Annotated in this window: 13 protein-coding genes; 1 reads left to right on the top strand and 12 read right to left on the bottom strand. The window is 56.8% G+C overall.

What is annotated here, in order from left to right; translation table 11 throughout:
• Positions 1 to 323: 323 nt before the first annotated feature.
• From A6B37_RS12920 to A6B37_RS12880, 9 genes are all read right to left on the bottom strand, one after another.
• A complete protein-coding gene (locus A6B37_RS12920) occupies positions 324 to 1,400 on the bottom strand; it encodes a type IV secretion system protein (RefSeq protein WP_246842466.1) in 1,077 nt (358 codons plus the stop codon).
• Positions 1,400 to 1,660 carry an EexN family lipoprotein gene (locus A6B37_RS12915; protein WP_111825974.1) on the bottom strand — a complete coding sequence of 87 codons (261 nt, stop codon included), beginning with the start codon at positions 1,658 to 1,660 and terminating at the stop codon, positions 1,400 to 1,402. Before A6B37_RS12915 ends, A6B37_RS12920 begins: the two co-directional genes overlap by 1 nt.
• Positions 1,657 to 2,136, bottom strand: a complete 480-nt coding sequence (locus tag A6B37_RS12910; protein WP_111825973.1) for a hypothetical protein — start codon at positions 2,134 to 2,136, stop codon at positions 1,657 to 1,659. Before A6B37_RS12910 ends, A6B37_RS12915 begins: the two co-directional genes overlap by 4 nt.
• 14 nt (positions 2,137 to 2,150) lie before the next feature.
• The gene (virB5, locus tag A6B37_RS12905) at positions 2,151 to 2,876 is read right to left on the bottom strand and encodes a P-type DNA transfer protein VirB5 (RefSeq protein ID WP_111825972.1); all 726 of its coding nucleotides are present in this window, start codon (positions 2,874 to 2,876) and stop codon (positions 2,151 to 2,153) included.
• 257 nt (positions 2,877 to 3,133) lie between these two features.
• Positions 3,134 to 3,391 carry a hypothetical protein gene (locus A6B37_RS12900; protein WP_232067205.1) on the bottom strand — a complete coding sequence of 86 codons (258 nt, stop codon included), beginning with the start codon at positions 3,389 to 3,391 and terminating at the stop codon, positions 3,134 to 3,136.
• Between the two features lie 25 nt (positions 3,392 to 3,416).
• Positions 3,417 to 4,412 carry a relaxase/mobilization nuclease domain-containing protein gene (locus A6B37_RS12895; protein WP_111825970.1) on the bottom strand — a complete coding sequence of 332 codons (996 nt, stop codon included), beginning with the start codon at positions 4,410 to 4,412 and terminating at the stop codon, positions 3,417 to 3,419.
• An 8-nt stretch (positions 4,413 to 4,420) separates the two neighbouring features.
• Entirely contained in the window at positions 4,421 to 4,948 is a 528-nt protein-coding gene (gene mobC, locus A6B37_RS12890; RefSeq protein WP_111825969.1) for a plasmid mobilization relaxosome protein MobC, read from the bottom strand.
• Positions 4,945 to 5,955 carry a hypothetical protein gene (locus A6B37_RS12885; RefSeq protein WP_111825968.1) on the bottom strand — a complete coding sequence of 337 codons (1,011 nt, stop codon included), beginning with the start codon at positions 5,953 to 5,955 and terminating at the stop codon, positions 4,945 to 4,947. The genes mobC and A6B37_RS12885 overlap by 4 nt, the downstream gene beginning before the upstream one ends.
• Positions 5,952 to 6,179, bottom strand: coding sequence for a hypothetical protein (locus tag A6B37_RS12880; protein ID WP_246842465.1), 228 nt, complete (start codon positions 6,177 to 6,179; stop codon positions 5,952 to 5,954). Before A6B37_RS12880 ends, A6B37_RS12885 begins: the two co-directional genes overlap by 4 nt.
• 465 nt (positions 6,180 to 6,644) lie before the next feature.
• Between A6B37_RS12880 and A6B37_RS12875 the strand changes: the two genes are divergently transcribed.
• On the top strand, positions 6,645 to 7,334 hold the full coding sequence (locus A6B37_RS12875; protein ID WP_111825966.1) for a metallophosphoesterase: 690 nt from the start codon (positions 6,645 to 6,647) through the stop codon (positions 7,332 to 7,334).
• 222 nt (positions 7,335 to 7,556) lie between these two features.
• On the opposite strand, the gene A6B37_RS12870 is transcribed toward A6B37_RS12875, so the two are convergent.
• The 3 genes from A6B37_RS12870 to A6B37_RS12860 all read right to left on the bottom strand — a co-directional run bounded on the left by A6B37_RS12870 (position 7,557) and on the right by A6B37_RS12860 (position 15,832).
• A complete protein-coding gene (locus tag A6B37_RS12870) occupies positions 7,557 to 8,807 on the bottom strand; it encodes an IS256 family transposase (protein ID WP_111825965.1) in 1,251 nt (416 codons plus the stop codon).
• Between the two features lie 555 nt (positions 8,808 to 9,362).
• Positions 9,363 to 12,713, bottom strand: coding sequence for a DEAD/DEAH box helicase family protein (locus tag A6B37_RS12865; RefSeq protein WP_111825964.1), 3,351 nt, complete (start codon positions 12,711 to 12,713; stop codon positions 9,363 to 9,365).
• Positions 12,713 to 15,832, bottom strand: coding sequence for a DNA methyltransferase (locus A6B37_RS12860; RefSeq protein ID WP_111825963.1), 3,120 nt, complete (start codon positions 15,830 to 15,832; stop codon positions 12,713 to 12,715). The genes A6B37_RS12865 and A6B37_RS12860 overlap by 1 nt, the downstream gene beginning before the upstream one ends.
• Between the last annotated feature and the right edge of the window lie 27 nt (positions 15,833 to 15,859).

The raw sequence follows: 15,859 nt of genomic DNA, 5'->3' as shown, positions 1-15,859 counted from the left end.
ATCCGCTTGAGAGCACCGCTCCTGACGTTGTTTGGCTGGAAGAGGGGGCAAGGGCGGGACCGGAAGCCGCAGCCCGAAGCGGAGCGTAGGGAACGGGTGAGGATACCGGGCGTAGCCTTTACCCTTGACCCGTCTGGAGGCCGTGCAGCCTGTGGCAAGGGGTAGGAACAAGGCGAAGCCGCCGGGCCTGCCCCCGCAGCCAGTCCGGCAAGATCGGACGCGGGATGCAACCGAAGAGGTTGCCCAAGCGAAGCGCGGAGTTTTGCCGCTAGAAATGAAAGGGCCTCGCCGAAAGCGAGGCCAATGCAGGGGCAGATGGCAGGCTATTCGCCTTTGACTGAGCCGCCTGTAGCCGGCCCCCAGTTTTTGCCCATGTTCTGCATTACGTGTTGCCGGTACGCTGGGTTCCACATTGTGTTGCCTGCTGCGAGATGATTGAGCCGGCCCCCGGTGACCATCATGCCGCTTTGCATGTCGCGGCGAGTTGTTTGACGGTTGAGAACTTGAGTAACGGGGGATGCGGCGGCCTGGCTGACTTGCCTAAGCGTGATACCCGCTGAGGACACGCCTCCGGCCAGGTGCGATGCTGCCTCATATGCACGTTGCAGCAAGAACAGGGTGACGCCCGTGACGATCAGGATTTCAAACATTGTGGCAATAGGATGGTCAGTGGTGACGGCCAAAACTTTGGCCGTAAGTGCACTGAAAAACTTCATGCCCATGCCGAGAACCGTTGTCACCAAGGCGATTTGCATGATGTAGGTCATCACTTGGCCAAACCAGCTATCAAACCATTTCGCGGTGACGGGGAACATCAGCATGGCGATGAAGAACGGCCCGATGCCAAGCATGAGGGTGAGCATAATTTTGGCAACGATCACCATTGCCCCCGCCGGAATGGCAATGATGAGCGTGGCGGCGTAGATGATTAGGGCGTTAAGCAGGTCCCAAAACACCATGCCAATTTCATACCAACGCCGTTTTCCCATCTTGTCGAGCATATCGCCGCCGATCTGGAAGCCATCGGACACCGCCTTATCGAGCACCTGATAAACCGAGGTTGCGGACGTACTGCTGCCGGATGCCGAAAAGGCGTCAGCGACGCCCGTTTCCAGCCCACGCAATGCCTCGACAACCCATGATAGGTATGTCGGGGCGCTCATTGCCAAGCCGCCTATGACAATGAACTTCCCGCAAGTCTTCATGAAGTTTGAGGCCGGCGCTTCTACGTATCCGAAGATGATGGCGAAGCCCATCATCACGAACGTCAGCGTGCCACCGTAGATGAAAATGTCGGTGAACATGGAAATGACATTGCCCGATGTCACCTGAACAAACGCGTTCAGCGTCATGTCGATGCTTTCGCCCATCCATTCAAAGATATTAGATTCAATAGCCACTATTTGCCCCCTTCGAGCACATTGATTGGCTCATGCTTTGTGTATCCGCGCTTCTCAACCGTCAGATGGTTCTGGGCGGTGATGGCATTTATGCAGTTCGGTGATGAGTCCGACTCGCCAGGGTTATTCCGGCACTTGAAAACCATTGCAGTGCGCTCGGCATCGTGCGCTTTGTACCAATCCACGGTTTGGACCGTCGTGGCCTGATCGCAGCCGGCGAGCGCTGTCGCGACAAAAAGAGAGAGAACGGTCCTTTTCATTTCCGCATCTCCTGTGCGTTGACTTCGATGGTTCGGCCGCCGGTGTCTCGGCCCTCATGCTGTTGCAATACGCCTAGCGCGTGGGCGAGCTCGGCCGCGTCGATGATGCGTAGCGCCGCAACTGTCCGCAGCGCGCTTTCACGCGTGCCCGTCCAGTTACCTGCGAATCGCCCGTCCGAGTTGCGCAGAACGAACACGCAGCCACCGAGGCAGGACAGTGAGAGTACGACGGCCATCCATGACGGCGTCGGCACTGATTGGCCGGGCAGGACAACTGCCGACCAGTCCACCGCCGCGATCAGGAAGGGGAGGATGGCGAACGTTGCTGCCAGAATGTCACCTTGAACAAGCGAAGGTGCGCGACGGCCGACTTCATGCGTGAGCCCAAGGCGGTCAATGCATTGCCACCACCGTCGCATGAACAGGAGCGTGAAAAAGCAAATTGCCAAAACAGGGATCTGAATATAGGAAATCATGGGCTTGTCTCCTCTTATTTATCCAGCAGATTGAAAGGCTGATGCTTCGTGTATTCACGATTCGCCAGCACCTTCGCGTTGATTTCACGCTGGCGCTGTTCCTGCAACCGGTCTTCCGCTGCCGCAACCATCTGGTACATCTGTAGCTTGGTCTGCTCGTTCTGAATCATGGCCTGCTCGGCCGCGATGCGGCCTTGCAGCTCAGCAATGGCTTTCGGGTCCTGGGTCTGATTGATCTGCCTCATCAACTGGTCGATTTGGCTGAGGCGGTTTTTCGCCGCGTCGTAGGCGTCGAGCGCAAAGGCTTTGTCTTGCGCGCCCTTGACGGCCTGCGCTTCGCAGTTGGTGCGCTGCTCGTTCGAGGCAAAGCCGGTGCAGGCGTCATACACCTTGGTGTTGTCGTAGATAGATTCAGCGCGCCCGCTCAGTCCGGCATAGCCGCCTGATTTCACGCTGTCATAGACGCCTTGCCAGTCTTGCGGCAGGTAGTCCCGCAGTTGCGGGTTGTTGAACAGTTCGCCCATGCCACGCGCGCCAGTGACCGCAGCGTATTGCTGCTTCATCTGGTCGATCTGGCTGATCATCTGGTCGTATTGCATCTTCCACTTCGCCATCGTTTCTATCTGGTTTTCCACGCTCTTGGCGATGGAGGCGCCATCTGTCACGGGGATTTGTGCGAAGGCGGCCGACGACGCGGCAATGCCGACGGCCAGAATGCAAGAGGCTGATAGTTTCTTCATGTTCGCCACTCCTGAGAGGTTGAGGGCGAACGTAGGACCGTGCTGTCCGGTCTGTCGGTCTGTTCAGGGACCGCGCCCAGTACGACAAAGCGTTCTTGGGGCGACTAAGCGGCCGATCTGCTCTCGGCGGTCGGAACCCTTCTTTTCGGGTCGGCACCCGGTACGCTAGGCGTCCTTGGGGCGGTGCAACGTTCGTTGTGGTTAAAGGTACAACCGAAGTTGATTGTACTTACGGTTAATGCAAAGTAGTTTCCCGATTACGGCCACCACATGCGACGGTCAATGATGATGCGGTCCGACAGGTACGAGATGTTCGCCAGTTCTGCCAAGGCCATTTCTACGGTTCGGAACCGGTACGGTCGGCCCTTGTCGTCCGTGACCGGGTGTTCTGTAGTGCCGTCCTGCACGGCCAAGGCAAAGCCCTTCCAGTAGTGCGCATACAGAATGACCTGCACGTCACCAGTGCGCGCTGGATCATCGCAGTAGTCTTGCAGGGCGTCGTAGCGTAAAGCCATCTTATGGTCCTTCTTGCGCAATCAATCAACGGCCCAGGTCGCCAGTGTCTGGATGGTTTGTCCCATCCAGTCGATGGGCGTCCTTGGTCACTTCTTTGCTGCGCTGACTACGCTGTGGGACCTGTAGCGTTCTATCCTGCGAGGGATCAAGGAACCGGACAATTTCCAGGGCGAGCGATTTGTCCTCTATGTCACCAGCGGCCAAGGCTTTCGCAATGTGCCCGTAGCCATTCCTGATGGCACGTGAAACGCCGGAAAGCCCGCGTTGTTCCCGCTCGGCCGCTTTGGTGCTCTTGCCACGCTTGGCGGCATGTCGCGTCGCCTGCTTGACCGTAGTCTGTGTGTTAGACCGTGCCCTACGCGGTGTGGCATTGGCCTCGATGCCTTGTTCACGCAGTGCCTCGGCGAAGCGCTCCCTCCAGCGTTGCAGGTCCGCTTTTCGTGGATTGAGCCGGCTGCCGTCGAGACCCAGCGCCTTAACGCAAAGGTGGCCGTGGGGATGGGCTTCATCGTCATGGACAGCGAAGACATACGCGTGGTTGGCGCCAAACTCCGTTTTCGCGAATGCACGGATAGCGTCATTCACTGCGCGTCGGTCGGTGCCGGGTGGCATGGACAGCACGATGTTGAATGTTTCGCGGCGCGAGCCGTTATAGGGCAACCCGTACTGGCCGCTTTTCCATTCGTCGCGCACGTCCTGCACTGCCGCACGGCCAAGGATGATTTCACCGTCTTCGTTCTCCAACGCTACCAGGCCGTTGCGCGATATGTAGTCGAGGTGTGCTTTCACCTGCGCGATGCCTTTGCCGCCGCCGGAGATCTTCACCATGACTTCGGGCGCTTTGCGAGTGGTCAGCATCAACTTGTCACGGACCCGAGCGCTGCCGGTCAGCAGCAGAGGCTTGGAGGGTGGTGAAGTGCGTGATCGCGTCACCGTGCGCTTTACGCCTTGGCTGGTGACGGGCTTGGTATAGATGCGTTCGCCCCAGTCCTTCAAAATTCCATCAATGACCAGACTCATTCCAGCCTTCAGCGGTCAATGTTGGCGCGTATGATGTCTGCCACCCGCGCGGTGTGGATTTTGATATGACGGGTCAGTGTGTCGATACGCTCGGCGGTCACCACCGTCTCCAGCGCGCGTCCCGCGTTCATCTGCCGGGCGATCTGGTTCAAGTTGCGGCCGATGGCAAGCAGCCTCGAATTCGATTCGCCCAGCGTTCGTAGCTCCGTCATACCGAACTGCGGTTCGCCGCTGAGATTGGCCCGTATCAGGTGGATGACCCAGCGATTGGCTGACATGCCCTGCTGCAGGGCCAGTGCTTCGATACGGGCATATTCCGTCTCAGTCAGGCGGAGTTCCAAGCGGCGACGCGAAGTATCGGGCTGCTCATGTGTTGACGGAGTGGGCGACGTGTCCGCTGCCGAACTGTTGAGAAGGCGGACAATGACCTGCCGCAGGCCGTCGCTGGGCGTGCTGCCTTGTCGACGACAAAGTGCCTGCCAGCGCCGCTTCAGATCACCATCCAGGCGGATGCTGAGTATGGTCTTGCGCGTCATTTCGGCATCCTCGTATGCCGCTCCAGTTGGGCTTTGATTTCTTGAAGCCGGGCTTGAGATTCAGCTTTGCTGAGTGGTGCTGATTCCGAAGCACGCGACATATCTTGAGTCGCTGCCAGGCGTTCCCTTCTGGTTGCTATTGGGATGCCAGCAGACGGCACGAATCCCCCTGCGCGGTGGCGTTCAAGGATTCCTTTGAAATAGGCGACCTTCGTCTTTCTGATGGTTCCAGGTGTTTTGATGGCCCCGTCCAGTTCGTCAAGCAATGCTTGCGCATCAACTGATTGGACGTCGGTAAGCAAGTTTTGGATCGACAGTTTCTCAGCGGGGACCAGCGCGGTAGGGTACTGAAGACCGTCGTCGGTTCTCGTTGTAGTAGTAGGGTTATAGATAGGGTTAGTGTTAGTAGTAGTGTTACCCGGCCCCCTGCCCATACCCTCCAGATAGGCTGTAGCTGGGGTATGCTCGTTGCTAATTGATTGATTTATATGGATGTCTTTTGGTTCGGCCGGAATGGACGTCCGGCCGTCGTCGGGTCCCGCATAGGGTGTCGATAGCCTATATGGACCGTATCCAAGGGCTTTGGCTACCGTATTGCGCAGCGGATCCTCGGTAGGGAGTCGATCGATAAAGTCATTCACGTAAGCGTCACGCCAGCCTCGGGGCAGTGCCGCTATTTGCTCGAGTGTCTTTTTCCTAAGGGTCGTTGCCACTGCCATCTTGGCGGAGTTGTGGTCCCACCAATCTTTGATCCAGATGTAATTCGCCTGCGGGTCAAAATCCAAGATGCCAGCATCGATGAGACGACGCATCACTGGCAGCAGTTGTGAATCGGGGTCCCAGCCCATTTCAGAGGCCGCAACGCGAACGACGATTTCATAGGCGCCGATGACATTGCTGAATGGCGAGGTCAGGAAGTAGAACAGCGCATAGCGGTCTTCGACCGTGCAGCCTGACAGGCGATTTGAGCGCCATATCTGGTCGTTGATGGTTCTTTGTCGACTCATGCGCGAGGCCCTCGCGTAGCGGCCTCTGCGGGCGTGATTTCATCGTCTGCCGGCTGTTCCAGATTCAGGGCTTCCGTGACCTGCAACGTCCGAAAATAAACGCGGCGGCCGACCCGCAGCATGGCTGGTTTCAGCTTGCGCGAAAAGTCGGTATCGGTATAAAGCGCAACGCGGACACCATCGGGAGACCGGCCTAGCAAGGTGGCGACGTCAATGATGCTCATCAACGGTCCAAACCGTCCCAACAAGTATTCTCCAGTAGTCATTCATACGCCTCACAAGTTCACCGTAGGTAATGCCAGTCTTTACCGTGAAGGCATAGTTGTCAAACTTAAGTCATTGATTTTAAAGACCAAAATAGGGTGTTCATGAAAACCAAGATTAGGCATCGCCAAATGCCAAGATATGGCACATTGGTTTTCTTGCGATGAAGCGATCAAGCAAAATGAATCTGGAAATCAAGGGCTTGGGCGCGTTCAGAGAGGTGCCCTGATTTCGGCGTTTGACACGGCGGTAGATAAGGAAAAATTTTGTGGGGAATTACCAACGATGTGAGCATGCTCACGCTGTTGGCTCGCGTTCGAAGTGATGGCACTAGGATCAGCGGATTACGTGTCACGCTGTAGGGAGGAGCCAAGTATCATGGGGCATGCATGACAAGTCGTTAGGGAGCTATATGGAATCTTGGAATGACGCCCGGTAATGTCCGAGTCCGGCGCTTTCAATTGAATGCCAACGGCCGTGATTTTGCGGTGGGTGACATCCATGGTCATTTTGGTCGGCTTGAGATCGCGCTGGCCGCCGTAAAGTTCTCGCCAGAAAAGGACCGATTGTTTTCCGTAGGGGACCTTGTAGACCGAGGCCCTGAATCGGCCGATGTTCTGAAATGGTTGGAGCGCCCGTGGTTTCACGCGATCTGTGGGAATCACGACCTGATGGCATGGCGACGGGCGATGGGCGATCCGATTCCGAACGTCGATCATCGCGTCCACGGCGGTGGATGGTTGGATGCCTGCGTTGGTGGTGTTCGTGAACGCGTTGCGGCGTGCTTGAGCGCCTTGCCGCTGGCCATCGAGGTGGAAACGCTGAGTGGCGTGGTCGGTATGGTTCACGCCGACTTCCCCTATGACGATTGGCAGGCTATTCACGGTGCTACCTTCAGTCCAGAGGACGAAGATGCCTGCCTATGGTCCATAGATCGTTATCGAATGCAGTATTCCCAGCCTGTCCGCAATGTACGTGCGGTGGTCCATGGACATATGACGCTACGCACGGCTGCGCAGCTTGGCAACGTTTACTACATCGATACAGGTGGATGGCAGGATGCGGGGATGTTCACGTTGCTGGACTTGCATACGCTTAAGTCGTGGCCACGCTAACTCCATTCTGCCACCTCTGAAATACATGGTGCAGCCTTCAACGGCCCGACAACCGGGCAGATCACTGAAGTGATCTGACAGGGCAAAAGAAAAGGTTCATCTCCGATTGCCGGGGAAGGCTTCTCGCCTGACGTTTTCGAGATTGCGCGGGAGTGTCAGTATTTTTGTGTTTGAGGCAGTAAAAGCCTGATCGTTGTTTCAATCAGGTCTCTTGATGCTATCTCAGCGATACGGGTCAGTGAAGCGTTCGGCGTAAATGATGGCGAACTGGTTCATGGCAGCCTTCCAGTCATGGGTGGCGCTGCCCCAAGCCTCTGTGATGTTTCTGAGCACCAGCCATAGCAACTTGGTGGTAGCCTCGTCGCTCGGGAAGTGCCCCCGAGTTTTCACCGCCCGACGCAGCTGCGCGTTGATGCTCTCGATGGCATTGGTGGCGTAAATCACCTTGCGGATCGCCGGCGGGAACGTAAAGAACGGGATCACGCGATCCCAGACACGGCGCCACGCCTCTGCGATCGGCGCGTAGCGCTGGCCCCAAGGGCCTTGTTCGAACGTCGCGAGCGCAGCCAGCGCAGCTTCGACCGTCGCCGCCGTATAGATCGGCTTCAAGGCCGCAGCCACCGTCCGGCGTTCCTTCCAGCTGGCGTAGTCCAGGCTGGAGCGGATCAGGTGCACGATGCAGGTCTGCAGCGTCGCGGCCGGGAACACCGCGTTCAGCGACTGCTCCATGCCCTTCAGGCCATCGGTAACGGCGATCAGGATGTCCTGCGTGCCGCGGGTCTTAGGCTCGTTGAACACCTTCATCCAGAACTTGGCGCCTTCGGTCTGCTCGATCCACAGGCCCAGGATGTCGCGCGTGCCGTCGGGCAGCACCGCTAGCGCCACGTACACCGCCTTGTTGCGCACCACACCGTCTTCGCGGATCTTGACGCGCAGCGCGTCGAAGAACACCACCGGATACATCGTCTCCGAGGGACGGGTCTGCCAGGCCGTGACCTCGTCCATGACCGCGTCGGTCACCGAGCTGATGAGCTCCGGCGAGACTTCTGTCCCGTACTGCTCGGACAGGAACCCTTGGATCTCACGCACCGTCATCCCACGGGCGTACATCGCGATGATCTTGTCATCGAACCCAGTAAAGCGGCGCTCGTGCTTGGGGATCAGGATCGGCGCGAAGCTGCCGTCGCGGTCGCGCGGGATCTCCACTAGTAGCGGTCCGTCGTCGGTCAGTACCGTCTTGCGACTCCTGCCGTTGCGCTGGTTGGTGGCGTTTTCGGGGCGCTCACCGCCTGCAGGATAGCCCAGATGGTGGCCCAGCTCCGCGCCCAGCGCTCGTTCGATCAACGCCGTCTTGAACGCCATCGACAGGTCCTGCACCGCCTCGGCGGTCATCGGACCCTTAACGAATTGATCCACCAGATCGGCCGGTATCGCCGGCAGTTCTCGTAAGGGTGTCTTTTTCTTGGTAGCCATACATGCTCCTTGAGCGACATGTTATGCCCCAAACACAAAATTTATGACACTCCCGATTGCGCAGTAGCGGCCAGCGCGAGGACCTAATGATCTTGCGCGCCACTCGGTCGCCGCGTAGGTGGGGATGATTCGCTCAGGAAGACATACGGCCGAGTTCGGCCAAATGGAGACAGGTTTCCTGCTCGTCACTGGGCCGGCCAAATGACCGCTATTATCAGACAGCGGCCGTTTCCGCGCGGTAGACGGGGATCCTGCCTTGCCCTAGTCGGCGAGATAGGTTAGGAAACGTGTGAACCGGTCCGAGGCAGTCCAAAATAGCCGCGAGCGGCCACAGACGCAAAGCGCGCCGTAGTGCGGCGCGCTTTGTCAAGTTGGTGGGAGGCCGCGTGCCACGGGTGCCCCCAACGTCCGAAAATGGTCCGGTGATCGCGCAGGGATCGGACTTGCGCCAACGAACTGCATCATCCCCGCTCTATTATCAATAGAAATTATTTTATAAATAAAAACATGATCTTGAAGATGGATGAATGAAAAACTCCATGAAGAATGCCATTCTCAAATTAAAGTTGAGAAGAGCTTTTTCAGATAGGTGCAGGCACCATCCTCCATGAACAACACGTTGCGACTTTCGAGATCGGCTTTCTTTGCCGGGTCGCCCACGTTAAGCAGGTCAGAGAATTTCGTCGGCGACAACACGAAGGCATTCAAGACCAGCGGCGCTTCGCCAGCCTTAGCTTGCGCTGCCAACGTTGCTTCCAGCGTCTTCACTTCTTTGTAGAGGCCCAGCTTGGGGTGAGACAAATCGAGATTGCGCAAACCCTTCGGATCGACGAAGGTCAGCCATTGTTTGCCGCTGGTATCGTCCACCAGCCAAAGCAGGAAGTCCGGGTAGAAGTTGCCCGCCAACGCGAAGCCCAGACCTTTATCTTCCCGGTCTGCATTGCGCAATAGGTAGAGGCTGCGCTGGCCAACCGCTTCCTTGCCTTCTGCCGAGTTATAGAACGTTTCCAAGTCACGAACAAACTCCCACTCGCTGGGCGCGTCAAAGGCCAGTGGACGTAGTTTCAGCGGCACGGCATCTTTGTCTTCCAATGCCAGCAACGGGTAGTACAGGTGGCGGTCGAAGCTGATAGCCACCATGTGCGGCGCGTTCCATTTGCTGGCCTCGCCGATCTTGCCGTCCGCCACCAGCTTCTTCAGTACCTCCAGCTTCTCCTGATACTCCAGTCCGTCGTCGCTGTTGTCGATCTCGAATTGGTACAGCTTGAGCATCGACCCATGTTCTTCATCGATGTGGGTAATGTCGTAGAACTGGCCTTCATAGCCTTTTTTCAAGGCGTTATAAAAGCGGTCGGTGTAGTCGGTCAGTAGGCGTAGCAGGATATCTTCCTGCTTGCGGATATCGACGAAAGTCGTGACGGCCAATTCCGCTGCCGGTATGAACAACGTGTACCAATCCTGCGCGCCTGAGCAGAAGTCGATCAGCCGCTGTCGTTCCAGCCGCAGATTGCTCCAGCTTCGTTGAATTTTGTACTCCTGCAACGCCAGATAGATGTGATCCCAGTTGAAAGTGGCAAACAGCGCCTGATTTAGCTTGGCTTTGTTGCGAGCTTCCGTTGTAGAGACGGCGACCCCGCCCTTACTGGATAGCGCTTCCACACGTGGGTACAGGTCAAGCGCCACGTGGGGTGGCTTGATCTTCCCTTGAAACTCGGCGGGAATCTCGTACAGCCAAGGGAAGTGCGTGCGCTTAAAGCCTTGCTTCTGGTTGTCTTTGTAGCCGTCCTTTAGCGACAAGGTCTTGAGCTTGCCCTTGGGCAGGTTGGCCCGTGTCGGGAAGTCCAGCTCCAGCACTTCGTCACTGGGCGTAATGCCTTCCTCGCGCAGGTAATCCTTGAACGCCGCCATGTAGCTGGCACGCACGCCGAAGATGTTCAACGCTTCCAGTTTGTCTAGGTGTACGCCTTTAGGCCTGTCCTGCGGCAAAGTGCGCTGGAGCGAAAAACCCTTGCCCTTGAGGCGTACTCCGCGCCCAAACAACTGGATAATCTGCGAGCCTTCGCCCTGGCCCATGTTCAGTAAGCCCATGGTAGACACGCGCCAACTGCTCCAGCCTTCGGTGAATTTGCGTGAGCCGATGAGCACGTTGAGGCGGCTGTCCTTGTTGTTCAACGTGCCGAAGAGCGCGCCGCCGAAGTCATCGCGTTCACTGTCAAAAGTATCGGCGCTCTCCGCCATGCTGAAGAAGCCCGCGTCATCGCCAATGTTGATCAGGCCGAAGGGCTCCGCATCGCCCACGCGCAGGGCAAGCTCACCCTTACTGCTGCGGATGTTGACCAGTTTCAAACGTTGGCGGGCCGAAGCATTAAACACACGCTGCAGAATGTCGGCGTACAGTGCGTCCACGCGACCATTGAATCCCATCAAGGGCGTGAAGCGCCCGGCGAAGATGTTGTTGCCCTTGGCGTCCAATATTTGAGCCTTGTCGGCAATCAGGTCGGCCAGCCAGGTTTTGATCTGAGCATCGCTGTTCAGGAAGTCGGCAAGAAAATTCACCACTTCCAGAATGTCCGACTCCTCCCCGGACACTGTGTTGCCCACGAACACCCATAGTGGCTTCTCGATGTTGAAATCGGCCAACTTGTCGCGGTGCGTGCTCCACAACCAAAGCTGCTGGTAGTAGGCCAGCAGGCAGGCGGTGAAATACTTGCGCGCATTGTCCGCCTGCTCATAGGCTTCGCCATTCATGTTGAGGATCAGCGACTCTTTGCCGTAGCCGTCCTCATAGAAGAACTTGTACGAGTAGTCGAAGAGAATGCACTTGGCGTAAATCTCGCGGGTGGCGATGATCCGCGCGCGACGCTTGTCCTCTGCGCTCAAGGCAAGGGCTGTGTCCGCTTTTGCTGACGCAAGGCTGAAGCGCTGCCCAGGGTAAGCCAGCTTCCATTTGGACTTGAGCTGTTCCTCTTCCGCTTTTTCAACTATCAGCCCCTTGGCTACCGCCTGCCCGAACGTGGCCGAGTACTCAAAGGCAAAACCGCCGCGCACCAGCGCATCGCGCCGCGCCATCCACGCGCCCGCTGCCGTTCCCGTACCACGATGGCCTTCGTCCACTAGCACCAGGTTGTTGCCCTCGAAGGCCCCCACGGCGACGGTTTTCTCGCCCATTTCATCGCCCAGCTTGTTGATGTCGATGATTTCAATAGTGCCGCGCGGCGGCGTCTGAGCCTTGTTGAAGAACTGCGAGAAGCCGAAGCCCGATAGCTCCAGCTCCTCCAGGTGCTGACGGCTCAAGCCTTCATTGGGTGTCAGCAGGATGATCTTGTCGGGATAGCTGCCGCTGCGCCCTGCCTGGAAATAGTGCAGATACTGGTGAATATTGACGTGCAACAGTAGGGTCTTGCCGCTGCCAGTGGCATTCCAGAAGGCGATCTTATTCAGGTCATCCGCCTCAAAATCGCGGAACGGTTCCGCGCCCGTCTCAGCGCGGTAGAGAGCCATTTCTTCGTTCAGACCATCGAGCAAGTCCTGGCGATGGTTGAAATACCAATCCAAATACAGCTCGGTGAACAGCAGCGAGAGGTACTGGAAGTACTTCATCTGTAGTTCATGCCCTTCCAGCTTGTTGCGCCGCTCGGTGATGGCTTGCCAGTGGGCGACAATATTCAAGTCATATCGCCGCAGGTCGGCCTCGGGCACCTTGTTGGGGTCGAACAAACCCCGGACAAGTTCGTGAAAGAACTTGGTCTGGCCGTCCTCGTCGATGCCCTCGAAGCGGTCATCGCCCAGGCGCATTTTGAGCGCCGCCAGCGTGCCGCCCTGAAAGAAGCCCAGCACCCATCTATTGAGCACCAGTTCCTGATGGAAACTGCGCTTTTTAGGTTTCGGTTTTACTACCCGCGCCATTAGATGTCCTCCACCGAGAACATGCGCTCCAGAAACTCCGGCTCGATCTGACGAATCTTACGTGTCCAAGCCTGACCGTCCTCTCCCTCAGTTGGGGAATAGATGGCTGGCATGTTGTGATCACCGTTGATGTAAATAACATCAAACGGATTATTCTCACCTTCAAGGTCAAATCGATTGCCGTAGCGCTTCAGTGTTTCGTAATCTATCCTCTCGCAGTCGCGCCAAATCACCAAGGTCGATTCACCAGATGGAAGGGCACCTTCAACACGAGCGTAACCTTCTTCCATGTTGTAATCGATGTGCTTCACACGCAGGCCAATCAGGTAGTTGAAGGTTTCAACCAGATCTATCTTGCGAGGCTCAAAGGCACCTGCCGAATCAACGGCTACGTTGAGGGTGTAGTCGAAGGGCTTCTTGAAGTCTCCCACCGACAACAGCGAGCCACGGCTTTCCACGTCCAGCAGGTAGTTGAGCAGGTAGTCATCCTTGGCCTGCTGCGGCAGCGTGTTCAGCAGATCGCCCTGCGCGGACGTACGGCGCAGTTGCAGGTTGTTCAGGGTGTCTTCGTAGCTTTCGAGTTTGATTGCTTTGAAGCAGTGTGAGATGCCTGTTTCTGACGAAGTCGGTTTGCCGCCAACCCAATCAGCTGAAAAGACGACCTTCTGAATTCTTGGCTTGAGGACGGTCTCGAAATACTCACCTTGCTCGACTAGAATGTACTTGCGCGATGCATTGTCCTGGCGATTTAGGGAAATTGTTGCATGTGCAGTTGTTCCTGAGCCTGCGAAGTAATCGAGAACAGTAAAATTAGCCTTTCCGAATGACTGCATCCAAAAGGATTGCTCAAGGGTTTTGACTGACTTCGGGTAATCAAAAATTCCACCGAGCCCGAGATTATCCAAGACGTTAGTGCCATTAGTGCCCGCATTGAAGTCTGCACCGATCCAATTGCTGAATAGTGTCTCCCGCTTGTCCTGATGATCGATGAGCTGTTTCACAGCGCCACGGTCAGTAACGATCAACTCGCCGTTTGCTGCACGTACTTTGCCGGTTTCGTAGGATGACCGCCAAACGCGCTCCTCACCCGTGGTATTGATTGGATAGATCCTTTGTAATCCTTCCGCCGTTGGCCCAGTTGGATAATCGGTTCCAAGTGGCGGCGGGGGCTCTGCTCCTACAACCTTCTTAGTAGCTGGGTCAACGAGGAGAGCGTAAAAGCTACGCCAACGACCAACTCCCCCGCCACGCGGCGCGCGGTAGTTGTTGTCAGCCGTTCCACTCCGCATGAACTGCCTATCCTCGATCTCGTCCTCTTTCGGAAACCCAAGGTATTGCGGAGCATCTTTTGGAGAGGCGACGATGTAGTATTCGTGCGTCCGTGATAGCCTTCCACCCGATCCTTGTGGATGGTGATTGATCACGATGGTCGACACATCGGATTCAGTGAAATGCCCCTTCAAACAATGAAAGGCATTGTTATATTCGTAATCGTCAATGGCGAATCCAAACGAATAAACTTCTCCGAAAAGATCGCGCGTGAATGGCAGTGTATTGGAAATCAAAGCCAACCAGCTTGAGTGCTCGAACTGGTTCTTGTACGCGATCTTCGAATGAACAGTGTTGTAAGGTGGATCAATATAGGTGAAATCTATGCTCGCCCGGTAACGATACTTCGTTAAATTGAGCGCCTGGAAGTTATCCCCATTTATGACGACGCCGCCGAGGCCTGTTTCGAGATCGTCTATATTTGCCAAAAGGCGATGCTTAAAGTCGTCATTGAATAGTGCCGTATCCACCATCCTATACTGCGCAGTCTTCAAGTCCTCCAATGTCCCCGGCGCATCTCCATCCCACACGCCCAGCTGCTTCCACCGCGCCCACTGCTGCCCGTTCGCTACCACTTCCGGCCACAGCGCTTCCGGTACCCGATCCAGCGTGATGCAGTAGTGGCTGGAAACAACGAACTTCTTTTTCAGCCACAGCTTCTTCTGGAAATCTTCCAGCTGGGCCAAGAAAGCGATTAGCTCCAACGCAATGTTGCGTAGGCACTGGATCATGCGCAGGTTGTTCTCGATGTCGGCGAACGCGCCAGCGTTCTGCACGTCGTCGAGATGCATGACTTCGTTCTTGACGTAGAAGTCCAGCTCGCGCCGGAGGAAACCACCCAGATCCTTGTGGATAAAGTAGTCCGCCGTGTTTTTGGTGGTGTAGTCGCTCAGGTGCTTTTCAAGGAGGGTGCGCTGCGGGCTCTTCTCGGTGGGCGCGCGGTTGCCCAGGTCCAGCCAGCGGGCCTTGACGGTTGCGTCCGCCAGCACGGCCTCGACGGCCTTGGTGACCAGCGCCTCCTGCTTGGTGCCTTTGGGCTGGGCGGCATACTCGAAGCGGATGATCAGCTCCTGGTTGCCGTCACTACCCGGAACTTCCTCCACTGGCACCAGCTCTTCTTCGTATTCGTCGCCGTTTTCATCCACACGGGTAACGATTTTCGCCGCCACCAGAGAAAAGCGGCGTTCCTTGTCGTTGTCCTTACGGTTGTCCTTGGCGGTGTCGGCGGCGGTGAGGCGGAAATGCACCGTGCGGCCGTCTTCCAGCTTGAAGCTGTAGTTGCTGAAATTCTCGCCGCTCTTTGTGTAGTACTGGTCTTTGTTCGCCCAATGCAGCATCACTTCTTCGCCCGCGTAGGGGATGGCGTAGGTGTCACCCTTATAGCGGCGCTGGCTGATGAAGTCGCCTTGCTCGTAGTAGCGCGAGAAAAAGGCCAGCAGGTGGGAGAACACGGCGTTTTCGTGTTCGCTGCTGCCTCCGGTGGCTTCCTTCAGCCGGGCGCGCAAATCCTTGACCTTCGGCAGGTCATCGGGATTCGCGCCCAGCGCCTGTGCCTGCTTGATCGCTTCGTCCAGATCGGTCTGCAATTGCTGGGCGCTGGTGGCGCTGCCTGCGGACAGGGCGGCCTGCACCTTTTCGGCCAACCGGTTCTCCAGATAGTCGTTGATCTCGCCCGCGCGGGCGTTGAGGATGCGGTAGATGCCGAAGTCGAGTTCCGGGCGGTCGATTTGGAAGATCTCGCGCAGCTTGGCGACGAGCTCCTGGAACTTGGGGTTCTGTTTATTGGTCATGGCTTGCCCTGGTTTCGGGATACTTGA

The organism is Achromobacter sp. HZ01 (assembly GCF_003267925.1).
Classification (GTDB): Bacteria; Pseudomonadota; Gammaproteobacteria; order Burkholderiales; family Burkholderiaceae_B; genus Achromobacter; species Achromobacter pulmonis_A.
Note: the sequence above shows the minus strand (reverse complement) of the source record. Positions and strands in the feature narration are given on the sequence as shown.

Excerpts from the sequence above, each read along its gene's own strand:
- A6B37_RS12900 (WP_232067205.1), bottom strand. The coding sequence starts at position 3,391 with ATGGCTTTACGCTACGACGCCCTGCAAGACTACTGCGATGATCCAGCG.
- A6B37_RS12880 (WP_246842465.1), bottom strand. The coding sequence starts at position 6,179 with ATGAGCATCATTGACGTCGCCACCTTGCTAGGCCGGTCTCCCGATGGT.
- A6B37_RS12870 (WP_111825965.1), bottom strand. The coding sequence starts at position 8,807 with ATGGCTACCAAGAAAAAGACACCCTTACGAGAACTGCCGGCGATACCG.
- A6B37_RS12895 (WP_111825970.1), bottom strand. The coding sequence starts at position 4,412 with ATGAGTCTGGTCATTGATGGAATTTTGAAGGACTGGGGCGAACGCATC.
- virB5 (WP_111825972.1), bottom strand. The coding sequence starts at position 2,876 with ATGAAGAAACTATCAGCCTCTTGCATTCTGGCCGTCGGCATTGCCGCG.
- A6B37_RS12910 (WP_111825973.1), bottom strand. The coding sequence starts at position 2,136 with ATGATTTCCTATATTCAGATCCCTGTTTTGGCAATTTGCTTTTTCACG.
- A6B37_RS12885 (WP_111825968.1), bottom strand. The coding sequence starts at position 5,955 with ATGAGTCGACAAAGAACCATCAACGACCAGATATGGCGCTCAAATCGC.
- A6B37_RS12875 (WP_111825966.1), top strand. The coding sequence starts at position 6,645 with ATGACGCCCGGTAATGTCCGAGTCCGGCGCTTTCAATTGAATGCCAAC.
- mobC (WP_111825969.1), bottom strand. The coding sequence starts at position 4,948 with ATGACGCGCAAGACCATACTCAGCATCCGCCTGGATGGTGATCTGAAG.
- A6B37_RS12865 (WP_111825964.1), bottom strand. The coding sequence starts at position 12,713 with ATGGCGCGGGTAGTAAAACCGAAACCTAAAAAGCGCAGTTTCCATCAG.
- A6B37_RS12860 (WP_111825963.1), bottom strand. The coding sequence starts at position 15,832 with ATGACCAATAAACAGAACCCCAAGTTCCAGGAGCTCGTCGCCAAGCTG.
- A6B37_RS12915 (WP_111825974.1), bottom strand. The coding sequence starts at position 1,660 with ATGAAAAGGACCGTTCTCTCTCTTTTTGTCGCGACAGCGCTCGCCGGC.